General features: G+C 39.2%; 16 protein-coding genes. 9 read left to right on the plus strand and 7 right to left on the minus strand.

The window, feature by feature from the left end; translation table 11 throughout:
- Positions 1-161 precede the first annotated feature (161 nt).
- From IE199_RS04390 to IE199_RS04400, 3 genes are all read left to right on the plus strand, one after another.
- Positions 162-1544, plus strand: a complete 1383-nt coding sequence (locus IE199_RS04390; RefSeq protein WP_189767658.1) for an amidohydrolase — start codon at positions 162-164, stop codon at positions 1542-1544.
- A gap of 11 nt (positions 1545-1555) precedes the next feature.
- Complete coding sequence (locus IE199_RS04395; RefSeq protein ID WP_189767660.1) at positions 1556-2803, plus strand: amidohydrolase family protein; 1248 nt, start codon at positions 1556-1558, stop codon at positions 2801-2803.
- A gap of 135 nt (positions 2804-2938) precedes the next feature.
- Positions 2939-3829, plus strand: a complete 891-nt coding sequence (locus IE199_RS04400) for a D-hexose-6-phosphate mutarotase (RefSeq protein WP_189767662.1) — start codon at positions 2939-2941, stop codon at positions 3827-3829.
- Here the strand turns inward: IE199_RS04400 and IE199_RS04405 are convergent.
- Both IE199_RS04405 and mutH read right to left on the minus strand, forming a co-directional pair.
- Entirely contained in the window at positions 3816-5255 is a 1440-nt protein-coding gene (locus tag IE199_RS04405; RefSeq protein ID WP_189767664.1) for a sensor domain-containing diguanylate cyclase, read from the minus strand. The genes IE199_RS04400 and IE199_RS04405 overlap by 14 nt on opposite strands.
- A 111-nt stretch (positions 5256-5366) precedes the next feature.
- Complete coding sequence (mutH, locus tag IE199_RS04410) at positions 5367-6044, minus strand: DNA mismatch repair endonuclease MutH (protein ID WP_189767666.1); 678 nt, start codon at positions 6042-6044, stop codon at positions 5367-5369.
- Between the two features lie 412 nt (positions 6045-6456).
- On the opposite strand from mutH, the gene rppH reads away from it, so the two are divergent.
- The 5 genes from rppH to IE199_RS04435 all read left to right on the plus strand — a co-directional run bounded on the left by rppH (position 6457) and on the right by IE199_RS04435 (position 12252).
- Complete coding sequence (gene rppH / locus IE199_RS04415; RefSeq protein ID WP_189767668.1) at positions 6457-6957, plus strand: RNA pyrophosphohydrolase; 501 nt, start codon at positions 6457-6459, stop codon at positions 6955-6957.
- Positions 6958-7118: 161 nt separating this feature from the next.
- Positions 7119-9395 carry a phosphoenolpyruvate--protein phosphotransferase gene (gene ptsP, locus IE199_RS04420; protein ID WP_189767670.1) on the plus strand — a complete coding sequence of 759 codons (2277 nt, stop codon included), beginning with the start codon at positions 7119-7121 and terminating at the stop codon, positions 9393-9395.
- A 43-nt stretch (positions 9396-9438) separates the two neighbouring features.
- Complete coding sequence (locus tag IE199_RS04425; protein ID WP_189767672.1) at positions 9439-10233, plus strand: sulfite exporter TauE/SafE family protein; 795 nt, start codon at positions 9439-9441, stop codon at positions 10231-10233.
- A gap of 56 nt (positions 10234-10289) precedes the next feature.
- Positions 10290-11141, plus strand: coding sequence for a thymidylate synthase (locus IE199_RS04430; RefSeq protein ID WP_189767674.1), 852 nt, complete (start codon positions 10290-10292; stop codon positions 11139-11141).
- A gap of 415 nt (positions 11142-11556) precedes the next feature.
- Positions 11557-12252, plus strand: a complete 696-nt coding sequence (locus tag IE199_RS04435; protein ID WP_189767676.1) for a CPBP family intramembrane glutamic endopeptidase — start codon at positions 11557-11559, stop codon at positions 12250-12252.
- A 111-nt stretch (positions 12253-12363) separates the two neighbouring features.
- Here IE199_RS04435 and IE199_RS04440 read toward each other — a convergent pair whose 3' ends face one another.
- From IE199_RS04440 to trhP, 3 genes are all read right to left on the minus strand, one after another.
- Positions 12364-13068, minus strand: a complete 705-nt coding sequence (locus IE199_RS04440; protein ID WP_189767677.1) for a hypothetical protein — start codon at positions 13066-13068, stop codon at positions 12364-12366.
- A 118-nt stretch (positions 13069-13186) separates the two neighbouring features.
- Positions 13187-13432 carry a YfhL family 4Fe-4S dicluster ferredoxin gene (locus IE199_RS04445; RefSeq protein WP_189767679.1) on the minus strand — a complete coding sequence of 82 codons (246 nt, stop codon included), beginning with the start codon at positions 13430-13432 and terminating at the stop codon, positions 13187-13189.
- Positions 13432-14784, minus strand: coding sequence for a prephenate-dependent tRNA uridine(34) hydroxylase TrhP (trhP, locus tag IE199_RS04450; protein WP_189767681.1), 1353 nt, complete (start codon positions 14782-14784; stop codon positions 13432-13434). The genes IE199_RS04445 and trhP overlap by 1 nt, the downstream gene beginning before the upstream one ends.
- Before the next feature lie 241 nt (positions 14785-15025).
- Between trhP and IE199_RS04455 the strand changes: the two genes are divergently transcribed.
- Complete coding sequence (locus tag IE199_RS04455) at positions 15026-15868, plus strand: HDOD domain-containing protein (RefSeq protein ID WP_189767683.1); 843 nt, start codon at positions 15026-15028, stop codon at positions 15866-15868.
- A gap of 70 nt (positions 15869-15938) precedes the next feature.
- Here IE199_RS04455 and rdgC read toward each other — a convergent pair whose 3' ends face one another.
- Both rdgC and IE199_RS04465 read right to left on the minus strand, forming a co-directional pair.
- Positions 15939-16859 carry a recombination-associated protein RdgC gene (gene rdgC, locus IE199_RS04460; protein WP_189767684.1) on the minus strand — a complete coding sequence of 307 codons (921 nt, stop codon included), beginning with the start codon at positions 16857-16859 and terminating at the stop codon, positions 15939-15941.
- 130 nt (positions 16860-16989) lie between these two features.
- A complete protein-coding gene (locus tag IE199_RS04465) occupies positions 16990-18717 on the minus strand; it encodes a sensor histidine kinase (protein ID WP_189767686.1) in 1728 nt (575 codons plus the stop codon).
- Between the last annotated feature and the right edge of the window lie 10 nt (positions 18718-18727).

Raw genomic sequence — 18727 nt, forward strand, 5'->3', positions numbered from 1 at the left:
ACTAGTCGCTTCTTTTGTTGCCTAATGCAAAACTATGGTTGGCAACGATTAGTACATGAATAGTTTTTAACATCTAAATCGATAGACTTAAAAATTAACAATAAAAACGACAACCCTGCAAATGTCGCTGGCAGTTTCATTTGCTTTCGTAGGAACTATCTATGCAAAAATTTATTCCCTCGTTGTTGGTTGCAGCGGTTTCTGTTGGTTTAACTGGTTGTTTGCAATCGGAAAAACAGGCAGAAAAAGTTGAATTCAACAAAAATCCTTACCCAAGCACATACAAGGCTTTACCTCAACAAACGACATTACTTCGCAATGCAACTGTGTTAACAGGCACTGGTGAGCGAATTGAACAAGCTGATGTATTAATGATTGGCGGCAAAATTAGCCAAGTAGGTAAAGGTTTATCAGCGCAAGGCGCAGTAGAAGTTGATGCATCTGATAAGTGGATTACTCCGGGCATCATTGATGTACATTCGCATTTAGGTGTTTATCCAAGCCCGTCTGCTGAATCACATTCAGATGGCAATGAAGCGACTCAACCAAACACCTCAGAAGTTTGGGCTGAGCACAGTGTTTGGCCTCAAGACCCTGGTTTCAATAGAGCGCGTGCAGGCGGTATTACCACGTTACAAATTTTGCCAGGCTCTGCAAACTTGTTTGGTGGTAGAGGGGTAACATTATTAAATGTTCCTAGTCACACAATGCAAGGCATGAAGTTCCCAGAAGCACCTTACGGTTTAAAAATGGCTTGTGGCGAAAACCCTAAGCGTGTTTATGGTGGCAAGCGTGTTTCTCCTTCAACTCGTATGGGTAACATGGCAGGCTACCGCATGGCTTGGGCTGAAGCAGTTGAATATAAAAATGCTTGGGCACGCTATGAAGCAGACTATGCCGCTGGCAAAAACCCAGAAGCTCCAAAACGTGATATCGAATTAGATACGTTGAAAGGCGTTCTTGACGGTGAAATCTTAATTCATAACCACTGCTATAAAGCTGAAGAAATGGCTATGATGATTGATTTATCAAAAGAATTTGGCTACCACGCTGGTACTTTCCATCATGCGATTGAAGCCTATAAAATTGCAGACGATTTAGCTAAAAATGGTAACTGTGCCGCAATGTGGCCAGATTGGTGGGGCTTCAAAATGGAAGCTTACGACATGATCCAAGAAAATGTTGCTGTTGTTGATGCTAAGGCTGGCTCTTGTGCGGTCGTTCACTCTGATTCAGGTACAACCATTCAGCGTTTAAACCAAGAAGCTGGCAAGGTGATGTATCGTGCTAACGAAAACGGTTTTGCGATCACACCTGAAAAAGCGATTACATGGATCACCTCTAATGCTGCTAGATCATTAGGTATTCAAGATAAAACAGGTAGTTTAGAAGCGGGTAAACGAGCAGACGTAGTTGTTTGGAACGGCAACCCATTTAGTGTTTATGCACAAGCTGAGCAAGTCTTTATTGAAGGTGCAAAAGTTTATGACCGCGCTGATAGTAAGTATCAAGCAGTAAGCGACTTTTCATTAGGCCAGCAGTAAGGAGAATAACAATGAAATTATTTAAATCATCACTTATCGCACTAGCGCTTGCTTCTACTGTTGCCAATGCCCAGAGCATTGCTATTACTAATGCAACTGTGCACACCATGACGGAACAAGGCACGCTGACAAATGCAACCGTTATTATTGACGATGGCGTTATTAAAGCAATCAATCCTAGCGATGTATCGGCAGATACCGTTATTGACGCTGCAGGCAAGATACTAACACCAGGTTTGATTGGGGCATTAAATCAAATCGGTTTAGTGGAAGTTGGCGCAGTTTCTCGCACACGTGATTCGTCTGAAAAGAAAGCTGATATCACTTTTGATGTTAGTAGTGCGTTTAACCCTAAATCGTCTGTTATTCCATATACGCGTAAAGGCGGTATTACCACTAGTATTGTTGCGCCAAGTGGCGGTGACGATATGTTTAAGGGCCAAGCGTTTTATGCTGATTTAACTGGCGACTTTGACAGTATTGTTTCTACAAACACTGCAGCAATTGTTAGCTTAGGTGCTAAAAGCCGAGGTTCACGTGCAACCACTATTGTTGAGTTACGTGAAAAATTAACAAATGCTCAAGAAAAACTGGCTAAAGCGAAAGATAAAAAATCAGACAAAAAAGACGATAAAAAGTCTGATAAAAAGCCAAAAGATTCTGAAATTGCGATGAATCGTATTTTAGAGGGCAAACAACCTCTAGTTGCTTATGTTGACCGAGCAACTGACATTTTGGCGCTGATTAAAATCAAAAAAGACTTTGGTATTAATGTAGTACTTGCTGGTGCTGGTGATGCTGAAAGAGTGGCAGAGCAAATTGCAGAAGCTAAAATTCCTGTAATTTTAGGTGCCATCAATAACTTGCCTAGCTTTGACGCGCTAAATCGTAGCTTAGTAACTCCTGCTAAATTATTTGATGCAGGTGTTAAAGTATCTTATGCCGTAAGCGGCGATACACACAACTTGTACATGTTGCGTTTTGATGCGGGTATTTCTGTTGCCAATGGTGTAAGTAAAGAAAATGCGTTAGCGGCAGTAACCAGTAACATTGCTGATACCTTCAATATTGACGCTGGTCGAATCGCGGTTGGTAAACGCGCTGACTTGGTACTTTGGAGCGACGATCCATTTGAACTAAGTACACGTGTTGAGCGTATATGGATTGAAGGCGAAGAAACGTCAACGTCAAGCCGTCAAGATGCATTGCGTGATCGTTACACTGCAAAAAGCGATATGCCTAGAGCTTATGTTAAATAAGCGATCGTCAGTTTAAACGATAGGTTAGTTAATCAAAGGCCAAGCGACTGCTTGGCCTTTTTTCTTTGTGTGTTCAGACTTTTATTCGCCTGTTTGACAAGGTACACTTCTTAAAAAATAAACAGAGTGTTAGTTGTGGAAAAAACGGTAGTAAAATCGACAGAATACGCCAATGTTGTAAAAGTAAAATACAGTGAACATATTGATATTTTAGAGATTACACACCCCAACTGTACAGCCAGCGTAAGTCTTTATGCTGGTCATGTATTAGCTTGGCAACCAGCAAATGAAAAGCCGGTATTGTGGTTAAGTAAAAGCGCGCAGTTGTCACCCGGGACAGCTATACGAGGAGGCATTCCAATTTGCTGGCCTTGGTTTGGTCCTAAGCTTAGTGCAGATCACGAAAATGTCGGTAACCATGGGTTTGCAAGAACTGCACAATGGCAATTACAGCAGGTCAATATTCAAGCAGAAAGTGTCGAAGTCGTATTAATTCTTTCCGGAGAAAATATGCATGCACACTGGCCACACGCATTTGAACTCACACAAAAACTGGTATTTTCTTCTGAATTACAACAGTCAATTGAAATAACCAATACAACGGGTAACGATATTGAACTTGGCCACGCTTTGCATACCTATTTTGCTGTCAGTTCGCCCAAAGCAACCAAAGTTGCCAGTTTAGACGGCATACTGTTTGATGATAAAGTCACTGGCAAAAGTTTACAAAAAGACCAGCTTGATGATTGTGTTGGACAGATCGATCGAGTTTATTATGATAGTAGTGAGCAGGTGATACATGACGCAGGTTGGCATCGTGATATTATCGTCAGTACTGAAAATAGTAGTCATTGGGTTTTGTGGAACCCTGGTAAAACAGTAGCAGAGTCAATGGCCGATATTCATGAAGGTGGTGAAAACGAATACGTGTGTTTAGAAGCGGCAGATGCCAAACCTCGTATCTTATCGTCAGGTCAAAAAAAACGTGTAGTGCAAAAAATACGAGTCAAGACTACGCCTCATTAAGCACTTCTATTCGATTTCTACCTAGGGATTTTGCCCTATATAAAGCTTTATCAGCCTGAGCGACGATATCGTTCAGGCTATGTAATCCAAACTCGCTATGGTAAATACCAAAGCTGACCGTTAGACCAAAAGGTTTTTTTACCTCCCGGTGAGTGAATTGATGTTTTTCGATACGTTGTCTTATTCTTTCAATAATCTCTTTGGCGTCTGTTGATTTTGTATTAGGTAATAACATAACAAACTCTTCTCCGCCCCAACGGCCTATTAAATCGTTATTACGTAGCGATTGTTTTAAATGACTGGCGATTGCTTTTAGAACGTCATCACCCACATTGTGTCCGTAATCATCATTAATAGGTTTAAAGTGATCTATATCTGCGATAACAACACATAAGTTATGATATTTACTGGCCATTTCTTCATAGCGCCATGTCAGGTAAGTCCTGTTGGGGAGCTGCGTCAGGTGATCTGTTTCAGAATCTTCCACTAGTTGGTTTTTAAAATAATCGATAATGGAAATAAAGAAGAAATATAAAACCAATATGACTAGTAACAAAGAGCCCATTCTTGTTAAAAAGATTTGCCAATATTCACTTTGTTGGGATGTTGGTGGTGAGATGATAAACATGCGCCAATTAAATGATTGAATAGGCATTTGAGAAATGATCCTATTAGTGCTATCTGAAGACACTACGGCGTTATTAAGTTGGTATTTATCTTGATTAACCAGCATTTCTTGATACCAATCAAAACTGGTAACACTGACAGGGTCAGTGTGTCGATCGGCATGTTTAGGCTTCATGAGTGCATTTGAATCTAACGTGACCACATTGGCGTCATTTACAAATACAACTTCAAAACCAAATCGTTCATAGTAATCCGTGTAAATTTGGGCAAACCTATCTAGATTGATAGCAACACCGATGAAACCAATAAAGTCGCTGTTGCGATTAAACAATTTAATATCAACGTATAAACGAGGGTCATTCTCTTTACCCATGTCAGTGAATTTAACTTCTTCTTTAGTTTTTAATCTTGGATACCAAGAGGCTTTTTCGTGTGAAAGGGAGAATTGCTCACCGGAAGAGTCAATTACAGTTTGATGTTTTTCAAGCGCGATGAAGGTCAACATATTGTAACTATCGGCATAACTTTTTAAATATCGCAGAACTTTGTTTGTATCTAGTTGCTCTTTTTCGACTAGTTCAATCAATAACGGATCAGCAGCCATAAAATGCGCGACGTTTATAGGGCGGATTATTTCAGTTTTAACGGTGGTAAACAAAGGAAGAAGTGATTGATAACGACTTTTATTGTAACTATCGAGTACCTCTTTGAATGTTAGATAGGCAGTAAAAACTACCGCTATAATCGTAAAAAAGTACAGCGTTGTTATGTAACGATCAAACTTTTGAACAATCTTCATTCGCACTCAAAATTATTATTATCTATTGACTTAAGCATAGGTGATTTTATCTGCTTGTCATCATAGTAGAACAAATAACCATTAAAAAAGTGTGGTTATATTGTTAAGTCGTTAACTCACATGTAAATGTTTATAGATTAGGTGCTGAGTAAAGCTGGTTTTTAGGTAGAAACCTCGAGGCAAAGTTAAAAATGGTCTGCCATTTTTGTCAAACGCTTTAGTTTTTGCCTGACTATTGGCCGCTTTGGGGCGAAGTTGCAATGCCTGACCATATTTGCCATGAATTTTTTCTACTTCACCCAATACAATCATGTCGGTGAGCTCCTGCCAGTCTTGCGCAAGTAGTTGCTCTTCGTCAGCACAAGGGCTCCAAATAAAAGGTGCACAAACAATGCGCTGTGCAATCGGAATATCACGTTCAGCAATAATAGGTATCCAAAGAACACGAGCTAATTTGTGTTTTAAGTGACAATTCTGCCAAGTCACACCTGTAAGCCCTGTTAAAGGTGCAACACAAACAAAGGTAGTTTCTAAAGGTTTGGCATCGCGGTTGATTGGAATTGTTTTAAGTTCAATACCTAATGCGGGGAAATCGGGCTCAGGCTTGGAGCCTGCGGTAGCTCCCAATACGTGTTCGAGCAACAAACCAACCCAGCCTTTTTCTCTTTTGAGATCTTTTGGCATGCTGATGTTATGCATAGCGGCTATTTCCCCGAGAGTCATACCTGCTAAAGCTATCGCTCTATCGAGTAGTTCTTGTTCGTTGTCAGGGGCTGCGGGTTTTATCATGGATGAATCACGTGACTGCTTTCTTTGGGGTACTTATTATGGGTAAGTGAGTAGTGACAAGCAATAGTGAAATAGGGCGCTAGTGAAACCTTACTGAAATTTTAGATGGTTTAAACGGGTTAGTCATAGGTAAATATTGTGCTTGTCGCTTGTTTGAGTTTGCTCGGTTAGCAATTATTTTTTAAGCAAAGGTGGCGGTTAGAAAAGCTTTACAGGGATTTGCCAGTAGGTACAACGTATTTAACTCAAAATATTAGCCAGTTAGTGAAGTGCTTAACGGTATATAACTGAACAATATTTCTACCTTAAAGCTGAACACACCTTAATGTTAAATTGGCCTTTTATATTTTATTTGCTCATCTTTGATTAATGTGGAAGAATCAGTGGCATAACAAATTTTATGGGAATTCCTGTGATAGATGCCGAAGGCTATAGAGCCAACGTCGGCATAGTTATAATCAATGACAGGGGACAAGTTTTTTGGGCGCGACGTTTTGGTCAGCATTCTTGGCAATTTCCACAAGGTGGAGTTGACGAGGGTGAATCAGCAGAACAAACCATGTACCGAGAGTTGTACGAGGAAGTCGGACTAAAACCGGAACATGTAAAAATCGTTGCATCAAGTAAACATTGGTTAAGGTATAAGTTACCAAAACGATTAATCAGACATGACAGTAAACCTGTGTGTATTGGACAAAAGCAAAAATGGTTTTTGCTTAAGTTGGTAGCAAAGGAATCAGCTATTGACTTAGTACATTCCAAACACCCAGAGTTTGATGATTGGCGCTGGGTTAGTTATTGGTATCCTGTTAGACAAGTAGTGGCTTTTAAGCGCGATGTATATCGAAAAGTGATGAAAGAATTTGCACTACCGACGATGTCTGTTCCACGCCGCAACAAACGGCGCAGTTGATTATAGCTATGTGCTATAAATAAGCTCACTTGAGATCTTTGTTTTCATATAGTGAGCTGATTTCTTCATACTGTAGTAAATACTTTATAGGCTATACCTAATGTAACCTGCATTTAATGTTTTGGCGTTATAGCCAAGTTATTGTTATTTAAAGGAACCGCATGTTAACGAGTTTACGAAAAATAGTTCTAGAATTTAGCCAGGAAAGTGAATTAGAGAACGCACTTAATCGTATCGTTACACAAATTAAAAATGTATTAAGAACTGATTGTTGCTCAATTTATTTGGCAGATCACCAAAAGCAACACTTCTTATTAATGGCATCAGATGGCTTAGCAAAAGAGTCATTGGGGCAAACATCTATCGGTTTTAGCGAAGGTTTAATAGGTCTTGTTGGTCAACGTGAAGAGCCATTAAATATTGCTAACGCGCGCAGCCATCCTCACTTTGTTCATGCACCAGAAGTAAAAGAAGAAAATCTCAACGCTTTTCTTGGTACTCCTATTATCCACCAGCGTAAAGTGCTAGGTGTTATTTCAATTCAGCAAGAAACCTCTCGCAATTTCTCGGAAGAAGAAGAAGCCTTTTTGGTGACTTTAGCGGCGCAAATTGCCACTTCAATGGCTAATGCCGAAGTAAATAGGTTGTTGGCTAATTATCAAGGCAACGTTCAGTGGGGCGCCGCAATTAAAGGTGTTGCAGGGTCTGCTGGGGTGGCAATGGCGACAGTGTTAGTGGTAGAGCCTAGTGCAGATCTGCGTGCTGTTGCCATGCTTAAAACCGATAATATTGCGCACGAAAAGCAGCGGTTCAAAAAAGCAGTCGCTTCTACTCGAAAAGACTTTGAACGAATGACGAGTACATTAGCCGCTAATATTTCTGATAGTAGTTTAGACATTTTTGAAATGTATAAACAAATGTTAGATAACGCTAGCCTTGGCAAAGAGGTTGATGGACAGCTTACACTCGGCTGGGCTGCAGAAAGTGCTCTCAAACATGTTATAGACAGTTATGTGGTTCAGTTTGAAGGGCTAGATGATGATTATCTCAGGGAACGAGCTTCTGATATAAAAGACTTGGGTAATCGCATTTTATTCAACTTACGATCTTTAGAGCGTAAACCCAAAACCTTAGCCAAAAATTTTATTTTAGTTGCCGAGGATGTAACAGCCTCTATGGTTGCTGAATATCAGCATAAGGGATTAAAAGGCATAGTGTCACTGCTGGGCTCTAACAACTCACATGCGGCAATACTTGCTCGTTCATTAGATATTCCTGCCGTGATGGGAGCAAGTAAAGTTACCTTGGGTAAATTAGATGGTCAGTTAGTGATTATCGACGGCTACAGCGGGGATCTTTATGTTAACCCCAGTGAGTCACTTATTCGAGAGTACGAACACTTAATTGCTGAAGAGAGTGCCTTAACGACTAAAGTTAAACAAGTAGAAAATTTACCAGCTGAAACACCTGATGGCCAAGGAATAGATATATTATTAAATGCGGGTTTATCTGCTGGTTCTTTTGAAAATTCTAAGGACAATGTTAAAGGCATTGGTTTGTATCGTACGGAAATTCCTTTTATGAATAGAAGTCGATTTCCGTCGGAGCAAGAGCAAACCAATTTATATGCCGAGGTATTAAATAACTTTTGCCACTTGCCAGTAACCATGCGTACTTTAGACGTAGGGGGAGATAAATCTCTACCATATTTCCCCATTGTTGAAGACAATCCATTTCTTGGTTGGCGTGGTATTCGTATTACTTTAGATCATCCTGAAATCTTTCTGTTGCAAGTGCGGGCAATGATGCGTGCAAATAAAGACAGCAACAACCTAGAAATTATGCTGCCCATGATTTCAAGTGTTGGAGAGGTTGACGAAGCGCTGAGGTTAATTAATCAGGCACACTTTGAGTTGGCCAGTGAAATGCAATTCGACGCAGGGTGCAGTTTAGTCAAACCTAAAGTTGGCATTATGATAGAAGTGCCTTCAGTGATTTTTCAGTTAGCTGATCTCGCAAAAAAAGTGGATTTCTTTTCTGTCGGTAGCAACGATTTAACACAATACTTATTAGCGGTAGATCGAAACAATGCCCGTGTGGCAAGCCTTTACACGCCTTATCATCCGTCAGTTCTTCGAGCGTTGAATATGATTGCACAAGAGTCTAAGAGGCATCATATTCCGTTAAGTTTATGTGGAGAATTAGCAAGTGAGCCTGCCGGCGCTTTATTATTGCTGGCAATGGGCTATGATAAAATAAGTATGAACCCACACAATGTGGCTAGAATAAAGTGGGTTATTCGTCACGTAGATTTTAAAATTGCAAAAGCCATTTTGTCGAAAGTATTAACCTTTGTTAATGCTCAGCAAGTTGTTGATTATCTGAATGAACAATTAGAACAACTTGGCTTGGGTGGATTTGTTCGCGCTGGTATGTAGTGTATCTCAACTCCACTCATTCTCCTGAAAGTGGAAATCAGTTATGTTTTTAAGTGCTTTAATATCCTGTGCTGTATTAGGGTGTTTGGCTGGTTTTTTAGCTGGACTCTTGGGCATTGGAGGTGGCTTAGTCATAGTGCCTGCACTCGTGTATTTACTCCCTTTGCTTGGTGTTTCAGGTGAGTTAGTCATGCCTGTCGCTATTGCTACCTCACTTGCGTCTATTATCTTTACTTCTAGTTCGGCGACATTTGCTCATCATAAAAATAACAATATTCCTTGGCCTATCGCTAAAAAATTGATGGTGATGATCGCGATTGGCGCTTTACTAGGTGCTTATGTTGCTGACTCTCTTTCTGAGAACTTTTTGCGCTTTACCTTTGCTACCGCTGTGATTATTTTGGCCAGTTATATGCTGTTTTCTATTCGAGTACAAAAAACTAAACCTATGCCAAGAAGCTTTATTGTCAGGCTAATTGGTTTTGGAACAGGCTACATATCAAGTATGTTGGGTATTGCTGGCGGGGCAATCTTAGTGCCTGTGTTAACTTATTATTCAATGTCTATTCGTCATGCTATTGGCACTGCAACGGTATGTGGGTTATTAGTGGCTATATTTGGCGCTTTAGGTTTTATGATCACAGGATTAGATCAAGATAATTTACCTGCTTGGAGTTTTGGCTACGTTTATTTACCCGCTTTACTCGGTATTATTTTAACTTCTTCACTACTGGCGCCTCTTGGTGTTAAGTGGGCAAGCAAATTACCTGTGCGTTATTTACAACGAATTTTTGCCGGATTTTTAATTCTTGTCGCGATAAGGATGATTTTTAAATAGCAATTAGCGTACAATCTTGCAGAGAACTTTTTATCTAATCGCCTTCGAGAATTTCAATGAAACAGTATTTAGCTTTGTGTCAAAACATCATCGACAATGGTCAGTGGGTCACCAATGAAAGAACAGGCAAAAAATGCCTAACACTGATTAATGCTGACTTAGAGTATGATGTGGCCAATAATCAGTTTCCAATTATCACCACACGAAAAAGTTTTTGGAAAGCGGCCATTGCTGAGCTGCTCGGCTATTTACGTGGTTACAATAGTGCTGCACAATTTAGAGAAATTGGTTGTAATACTTGGAATGCTAACGCTAATGACAACGAAGCATGGCTGAGTAACCCGAGCCGACAAGGCGAAGACGACATGGGGCGTGTTTATGGCGTTCAAGGGCGCCGCTGGCAAAAACCTGATGGTTCGAGTTTAGATCAATTAAAAAAGGTAGTTGATAACCTGAAAAACGGTATCGACGATCGTGGTGAAATCATCACGTTTTACAACCCTGGAGAGTTTGATTTGGGTTGCCTTAGACCATGTATGCACACCCATACTTTTTCCTTATTAGGTGATACCTTGTACCTAACTAGCTATCAACGATCTTGCGATGTGCCTCTCGGTTTAAACTTCAATCAAATTCAAGTGTTTACTTTTTTAGCCCTGATGGCGCAAATTACTGGCCACAAAGCTGGCAAGGCCTATCATAAAATTGTTAATGCTCACATTTACGAAGATCAACTTGAACTAATGCGCGATGTACAGTTAAAGCGTGAACCGTTTGAGTCGCCGAAACTTATTATTAACCCAGAGATAAAATCCTTGGAAGATCTTGAAACTTGGGTCACGTTGGATGATTTCTCTGTAGAAGGCTATCAGTATCACGAAGCCATTAAATACCCGTTTAGCGTTTAATTACGAACTCGTTTAACCATTATCTTTTTTAAAGCGGTGGTGATTAATTTCACCATCGCTTTTTCTATTATTTGCTCCGCAGCTCCCGCCGCAACCTTTATACAAGCTATTTACAACCTTTTTAAATTGCTTGTGGTTAATCCTAATCCTACGTTTTCGACACTAGTCGCTTGGATATAGTGATACGAACTTTATGAAAGTAACCCGCTCTTTTTAACTTGCTTGAAAGCGCTTAGAAAGATAACTGGCTGAACTTGAGACTATCAAATTCAAGGTACAGCCTATTTAAACTTTTACTTTTAATATCAAAAGTAAATTAACGACCGGCAAATTAAAGATGGAAGCCGGAAATACAGGGAAGAAAGAAACCTATGGTGTTTATCATTGACGTATTAAAAATTTTCCAAGGATCAATTTGAAACTCGTATCTACCCATAAATGGAGCGCCAAAGAAACTTTTTGGTTGGGCATTACTATTTTATTTGTAGTAATGCTGTTAGATGGTATCGTTTACAACTTATTAGACGTTTACCAAGGATTAATTTCGTCAGAAAACTCAATCCTTGTATCTATCTCTTTTCACTCTATTTTCACGATTTCGTTGCTGTTTCTACTTTCTTTATGTCGAGGTAATTTCAGTTTTATTGCTAAATATCGGCTCAACAAACCGCCTAAAGTAAAAGAATTAGTTAAATTCATATTAATACTCACCTTATATATTTTGTTAGGAGGTTATTTTTCTAGCTTTGTTGATGAACCAACACAAGATTTGTTTTTAAGTGATGAGTTTATATTAGATAACTTATTCATTTGCTGTATTGTTTTGGTGATCTTGGCCCCGTTTGCAGAAGAGTTGTTTTTTAGAGGATTCTTGTATCAAGGGTTAGTAGATGAAAATAAAAACAAATATTTAGGCCACTTAGTTATTTGTGTTTTATTTACCGCTTTGCATGCTTCCACCATGAGCTATATAGGTCTTGCCCTTATTTTCAATTCGTCTGTCTTCCTTAACTATGTACGATTTAAGAGCAATAACCTTTGGCTTACCATTGTGCTTCACATGTATAACAATTTCATCGCATTGGGAACTATTTATATTTCTGTTTTTTGAAAATTGCTATTGTATTTGTGTAGATGTTAAAACAACTTTCTTTTCAAAAAACATTCTTTGCTATTGGCAATGGTGACGCCAGTGACGCAGTTTGTTGCTAGTGTCACTTTATTAGCGATTAAACACCTGTAAATACTGATTCACTTTGTTGTTGGTTAATCGCTGGGGGGACAGCTGTTGAACCACATCTAGCGCTTTTACGGATTGAGTTAAACCTGTTCTATCTTTTACCGACATTTTACTAAATGATTCGCTGTCGATGATTGTCTTTAGGTTATCTCTGGCCGTTTGTAAGTCTTGCTGAAATGACTCTGATGCTTTGGCTTTTTCAACGTCTATTAAAATAGCTCTGGCGGCTAATGCTGAATCTGAAAGTACTTTAGCTTGCTGCTTTTTATCTTCTTCAGCTTCTTCATTTACTTTCTGAATTTTCTTTGAAAAGTCGGCTAAGTACTGGGCTAAACTTTGTGTTTTAGTTTGCTCGTCAAGTTCAGCATTTTCAGTTTTATTTACATTGGACGATTTCGACAACTTGGCAAATTCATGTTGATTAATTAAGCCGTATTCATAAGCGCGTTCGACCAGCTTATCGATATTTACCATGGTTAAGCCACCTTTAAAAAACTCATTAGATAAAGCATTTAAACGTGTAGAGCGATCTGATAGATGAATGTCAGCAGGCTTTTTGTCAGCTTGTTCGTTACTTGTCTTATTTACTGTTGATTCTTCAAGCGGCGAGGTGCTTTTAATTCCAATTGCTGATTCATTGTTCGTTAAGTTGAAGCTTTGATAGTTTATTAGATTGTTATGGATCATGTGCGTTGCATCCTTGTTTGTTGCTAACCATAGCGTACAGAGGCAAAGCAAAAAATGAGCCAGCCACAAGGTCATGTTTTTGACGTGGCTGGTAAAGCTATAAAATGGCGTTTAACCGTTATCCATGCATGATTAAAAATTTTGCCAGCAATTCGTCTTCAGTTTCCACATGATTTTTATCCGGCTTAATGCAATCTATAGGGCAAACAGATACACAGGTTGGCTTGTCATAATGGCCAACACATTCTGTGCATTTGTTTGGATCGATCTCGTAGATCTCAGCCCCTAAAGTAATGGCTTGATTTGGACACTCTGGATCGCACATATCACAATTTATGCACGAACTTTCAATGATCAGCGCCATTAAATTGCCTGCTGATCAAAAGGGTTGCGTGTTGTGCCACTCTCAGTGAGGTAACGCATGATGATGCCAAATTTAAGATCTAAAGGCGAATCAAAGGCAATGGCAACTTTATGACCAGAGCCTTTCGCGTCAGTGATCGCTTCACCTTTGGTATTTTCCATATGAGTTAAAGTGAAACTCATATTACCATTTGGTGTCATTAACTCTAATTCGTCACCAACAAGGAATTTGTTTTTTACATCGATTTCTACTAATCCGGTTGCTTCATTGCGACCAACAACTTCGCCAACAAATTGCTGCGTATCGCTTTTCGAATAACCATAATCGTAGTTTTGAGTATCACCATGTCTGTGTCTACGTAGGAAGCCCTCTGTATAACCGCGATGTGCTAAATGCTCCAACCCTTGGTTTAATGCCGGGTTAAATGGTTTGTTGCCCAATGCATCTAAAATTGCTTGATGATAAATTTGAGCCGTGCGGGCACAGTAGTAAAACGACTTTGTTCTACCTTCGATTTTAAGCGAGTGAACGCCCATCTTAACTAAGCGCTCTACATGTTCCACAGCACGTAAATCTTTCGAGTTCATGATGTAAGTACCATGTTCATCCTCAAAAGCTGGCATATATTCACCTGGACGCCCTTGTTCTTGCAACAGTACTACATCATCAATAGGTTTTTCAGGTGTAATAATATTGACTGGCTGTGCTATCACATCACCAGTTTCGGTTTCTTTTGCTTCATGTACGTCATACTTCCAACGACAAGCGTTGGTACATGTACCTTGGTTGGGATCACGCTTGTTAATGTAACCCGAAAGTAGACATCGACCAGAATACGCCATGCACAGGGCGCCATGGACAAATACTTCCAGCTCCATTTCAGGGCAGCGCATACGAATTTCTTCAATTTCATCTAAAGATAACTCCCTAGATAAAATAACGCGTTCAACCCCTTGTTGATGCCAAAACTTTACCGTGGCCCAATTTACCGCGTTTGCTTGGACTGATAAGTGAATAGGCATATGAGGAAACTGTTCACGTACCATCATGATTAAGCCGGGATCTGACATGATCAAAGCGTCAGGCTGCATATCAATAACAGGCGTTATATCGTTTAAAAATGTTTTTAATTTACTGTTGTGAGGGGCAATATTGTTTACTAGATAAAACTTTTTACCCAGCTGATGTGCTTCATCTATGCCTTGTTTGATGGTTTCAAGGTTAAATTCATTATTGCGTACTCTGAGTGAATACCTTGGTTGTCCTGCATAAACTGCATCAGCGCCGTATGCAAAGGCATAACGCATGTTTTTAAGGCTGCCAGCCGGGGATAATAACTCAGGTTTAAACATGTTACCTACTACAATCAGGTTAAAAAAACGGCGCATTATAGTGAGCCAAAACAGGGTTTGCAATGGCAAGTAGAGGTAGTTTTTGCTGGTAAAATGAGCAATCTACAAAAAAGTTGATCTGGCGCAAGTTTTTAAAAATTACTGTTCAAAATATTCATAAATATTTCTATTATTTTTTACTAGAACATAGAAAAAATGTGCTACTTTTAAATTTATAAACAATAATTTAAGAGGTCCTTCTATGGGAACTGAAAACGCGCTGTACACCATACTCATCGAAAAGATTAAACAGCAGTCTTTGGTACTGCCAACCCTACCTGAGATAGCACTTCAAGTAAGAGAAGCTGCAGACGATCCAGAAGTTAATTTAGGAAAAATGAGTGAGATTATTTCTCATGACCCTGCGCTTTCAATGGGGATGTTGAAGGTGGCTAATAGTGCAATTTTAGGGCGTGGTGTAAAAGTAGAAACAGTTAACCAAGCGGTCACTCGAATTGGCCTGCGTCAAATTAAAAGTATTGCCACCGCTATGGCGCTTGAACAGGTTTTTGTCTCGAAAAATGAAATTGTTGCCTTGTATTTGAAAAAATCATGGGCAAAAACAATTGACGTCGCCTCCGTTGCCATTAGCTTAATGACTTTTTATCAACGTGAACATAAACATACGTCTTTAGCGTTAGATACCTTAACCTTAGCAGCATTAATTCACAGCATTGGGGTGTTACCTATCTTGACAGAAGCAGAAGGCCATCCAGATGTATTCGCTAATCCAACATTTTTACAACAAGCGATCATTAAATTATCGAGTCGTGTTGGTGCTGAGGTAACAAAAGCGTGGGGAATGTCTGAAGAGTTGACCCACATAGTTGAAAGCTGGAGTGATTTAACGACATTGCCAAGTGAAGTTCATTATTTGGACTTTATTCGAGCGGGTGCGATTTATCACGGCATCTTCAAAAACGAAGCAACTCAGCAAGCATTAACAAGTAGTTATATTAAGAAAGGTGTTTTACCTGACGAAGATTTTTTAAAGAGTGACGAATTTAGAGCAATGGTCAATGACGTTAAATCTATGTTTACTTAATTAAAACGTCTTTCAATATTGTAAATAAAAAGCCCATCAGTTATTGAAATTGATGGGCTTTTTATTTCGATTATTTTTCTAAATAATCTGTTGTTTTTGTACCAAACTCTGCAAGTAAATCGTCTATAAAGCGGTTTAGTTCACCCGCCATTAAAGCGAAGTCTGCATCGAGTCTTGCTAAAACGTCATCTTTATCGATATCATCATTTTGCTCGTGTAAAACATCGAAGAATTTTAAGCGTTTAATAGCAAAGTCATCACATAGGATAAACGACATTGCGTCATCCCATTCCAGCTCTAATTTAACAACAAACTTTTCTGCATCTAGATGAGCTTTTATTTCGTCACTCTGTAAGTCTTGCTTTTTAACACGAATAATAGCGCCATCGTCGCCCAAACCGTGTAATTCAGCTTCTGTACCTAGTTGAAAGTTTTCGCCAAACTGTGCGTCGGTTAGCCAGTCTGTCATCAGTTCATCTGGTGCTTTCTCTGGTGATACACTAGTAACAGGTAAGGTACCTAATGCTTTGCGAAGTAAGGCTAAAAAGTCTTCAGCTTTGCTTCTGCTGCTTGAGTTGATCACTATGATGTTATGTTGCGCATTAATATAGGCATGCATATCAGTAACACGTGAGAAAGCGCGAGGTAACAATTCGAAAATAATATCTTCTTTAAACTGCTCCTTTTCCTTTTTGGTCGCACTACGAGAATGCTCATTTTCAAGGGCGTTTACTTTTTCTTCCAACATATCTTTAATGACAGGAGCTGGAAGGATTTTTTCTTCTTTTCTGGCACATAACAAATGATTACCGTTAACGGTATGCACTATGTTATTGCTGTGCTTACCCATGGCATTAACCCAGCCAAAATGCGACATTTCTGTAGAAGCACACGGGGTAAATAAGTGCTCACTCAACAGTTTTTCAATATCTTGTTCAGTCCATTCAAACGGACGAGTAAAAGCAAAAAAGTATAAATTCTTAAACCACATTATGACTTTTCCAAAGGCAAAAGATGCCGAGTTGTTTTTCCAAGGGCAGTATCTTATACCAATTTAAAGCCTTAATTAATGGCAATCGCAATTTTTAATTTATTCTAGTGAATCTTCGGGGAGAAAATTACTAAACCATGTCGTCAAAGCGAATCGTGTAGACAAGCCCAGAAGGTGATCTTGCTTCTGCTTCTACTGTGCCATTTAACGTATCGGTAACAAGGTTATAAATGATATGAGTGCCAAGACCTGTACCACCTTTTCCAGCTTTGGTAGTAAAAAATGGATCGAATAATTTGGCCAGGTTTTCCGCCGGCATGCCAACGCCATCGTCTTCGTATTTAAGCTCAATACATTTATTGTGCATTTTAACGGCGATATTAATTTTGCCTCGATTAATCCCTTCAAAACCGTGAATAATCGAGTTAATAATTAAGTTGGTAATTATTTGAGCAATAGCACCTGCATGACAATGTACAATTAAATCTTTTGGACAGTCGATATTTATACTGTGATTGGTTTTTTTGAGTTTTGGGTGCAGTGAATGGATGATCTCATCAATATATTTAGCCATATTTAGCTGTCTAATTTTATTGCTGGTTTGATCAACGGCGACTTGTTTGTAACTGGTAATAAGCTCCGACGCTCTATTTAAGTTGTTTACCAATAGCGCAACACTTTGCTCTGCATTACTAGTGAACTCTTCTAGCCCACGTTTACTTAGCTTTTGTTCTTCGACGTCACGTTTGAGGTTTGTCAGTAAGTCGGCAAGAAAACTGGTAGAAGTAATACTGACACCAATAGGGGTATTAATTTCATGCGATACTTCGGCAGATAAAGCGCCAAGTACTGCCATTTTTTCTGCATCAAGTAATCGTTCCTGAGCTCTGTTTAACTCTTCAATTGATAATTTTAGTTCTTTGTTGGTTTCCAATAAGGTTTTTTCGGTATTACTACGACGCTTATTTTCACCTTTAAGTTGCTCTTGTTGCGCCATCAATTCACGTTGCTGACGCTCCATTTTTAACATGGTAGTGCTCAAAGAAGAGGTTTTTTTAGCAACTTCTTGTTCAAGCATTAAGTTTTGTTCATCTAGTTTACGGTTTGAGGCAATGATTTCTCGCTGCGCATTAGCCAGCTCTTCTTTATATTTGGCCAGCTCTGATAACAAGTTGTTATAGGCATTTTGTAATATGCTCAGCTCATTTTCTTCATAATTATCCATATGAATTTTTGACGCTTCCGGATCATCCATATCAAATTGATTAATTTGTTCGGTTAATTCATTTAATGGGTTGGTGAGTAATTTAGAAAACGCAATTGAAAATAGAAGCACGAGCGCCGCTGTTTTAACCATGGCATTACCGATCAGAAAATAGATACCTACTTCGATACGGTTAAAAATAACTTGATTGCTCGATAGCAAAGTAACGGTACCGACTTTAGTCGTTCGGCCAGAGAATTCAAAAATGAGTGGGAAAGTGTGACCAAACAGGCCATCGGAAAGTGCGTTGATATTAAAAAAGCTTTGCTGAACGGCTTTTTTATCTCGATCTAATTCAGCGCCTAATTGGGTGATAACTTGGTTATTTTCGTCACTGACTTTAATACCTTTTATCATGGGAATTGCCACTAAGCCTTCGGCAATATCTATAGCTTGTTGCGTATTTAACTCCCATACGGCACGGGTTAAGCTGCTAGAGAAGGTTTTTTCAAGGGTTTGCAATTCGTCGTTAATGTGTTTTCTTGTGTTGGCAAATTCGGCACCAATCTGCACACAGGTAACTAAAAAAGTTAAAACAAAATAAAAGGACAATACTCTGGTCAGCAATTTACGAGAGATACTAGTAACTTTCATTTAAACGTTC

This window comes from Thalassotalea marina (assembly GCF_014656435.1).
In the GTDB taxonomy this organism is placed as follows: domain Bacteria; phylum Pseudomonadota; class Gammaproteobacteria; order Enterobacterales; family Alteromonadaceae; genus Thalassotalea_C; species Thalassotalea_C marina.

Bases quoted from the DNA above. Each gene is read 5' to 3' on its own strand.
- IE199_RS04390 (WP_189767658.1), top strand. From the start codon at position 162: ATGCAAAAATTTATTCCCTCGTTGTTGGTTGCAGCGGTTTCTGTTGGT.
- IE199_RS04395 (WP_189767660.1), top strand. From the start codon at position 1,556: ATGAAATTATTTAAATCATCACTTATCGCACTAGCGCTTGCTTCTACT.
- IE199_RS04405 (WP_189767664.1), bottom strand. From the start codon at position 5,255: ATGAAGATTGTTCAAAAGTTTGATCGTTACATAACAACGCTGTACTTT.
- mutH (WP_189767666.1), bottom strand. From the start codon at position 6,044: ATGATAAAACCCGCAGCCCCTGACAACGAACAAGAACTACTCGATAGA.
- ptsP (WP_189767670.1), top strand. From the start codon at position 7,119: ATGTTAACGAGTTTACGAAAAATAGTTCTAGAATTTAGCCAGGAAAGT.
- IE199_RS04425 (WP_189767672.1), top strand. From the start codon at position 9,439: ATGTTTTTAAGTGCTTTAATATCCTGTGCTGTATTAGGGTGTTTGGCT.
- IE199_RS04430 (WP_189767674.1), top strand. From the start codon at position 10,290: ATGAAACAGTATTTAGCTTTGTGTCAAAACATCATCGACAATGGTCAG.
- IE199_RS04440 (WP_189767677.1), bottom strand. From the start codon at position 13,068: ATGATCCATAACAATCTAATAAACTATCAAAGCTTCAACTTAACGAAC.
- IE199_RS04445 (WP_189767679.1), bottom strand. From the start codon at position 13,432: ATGGCGCTGATCATTGAAAGTTCGTGCATAAATTGTGATATGTGCGAT.
- trhP (WP_189767681.1), bottom strand. From the start codon at position 14,784: ATGTTTAAACCTGAGTTATTATCCCCGGCTGGCAGCCTTAAAAACATG.
- IE199_RS04455 (WP_189767683.1), top strand. From the start codon at position 15,026: ATGGGAACTGAAAACGCGCTGTACACCATACTCATCGAAAAGATTAAA.
- rdgC (WP_189767684.1), bottom strand. From the start codon at position 16,859: ATGTGGTTTAAGAATTTATACTTTTTTGCTTTTACTCGTCCGTTTGAA.
- IE199_RS04465 (WP_189767686.1), bottom strand. From the start codon at position 18,717: ATGAAAGTTACTAGTATCTCTCGTAAATTGCTGACCAGAGTATTGTCC.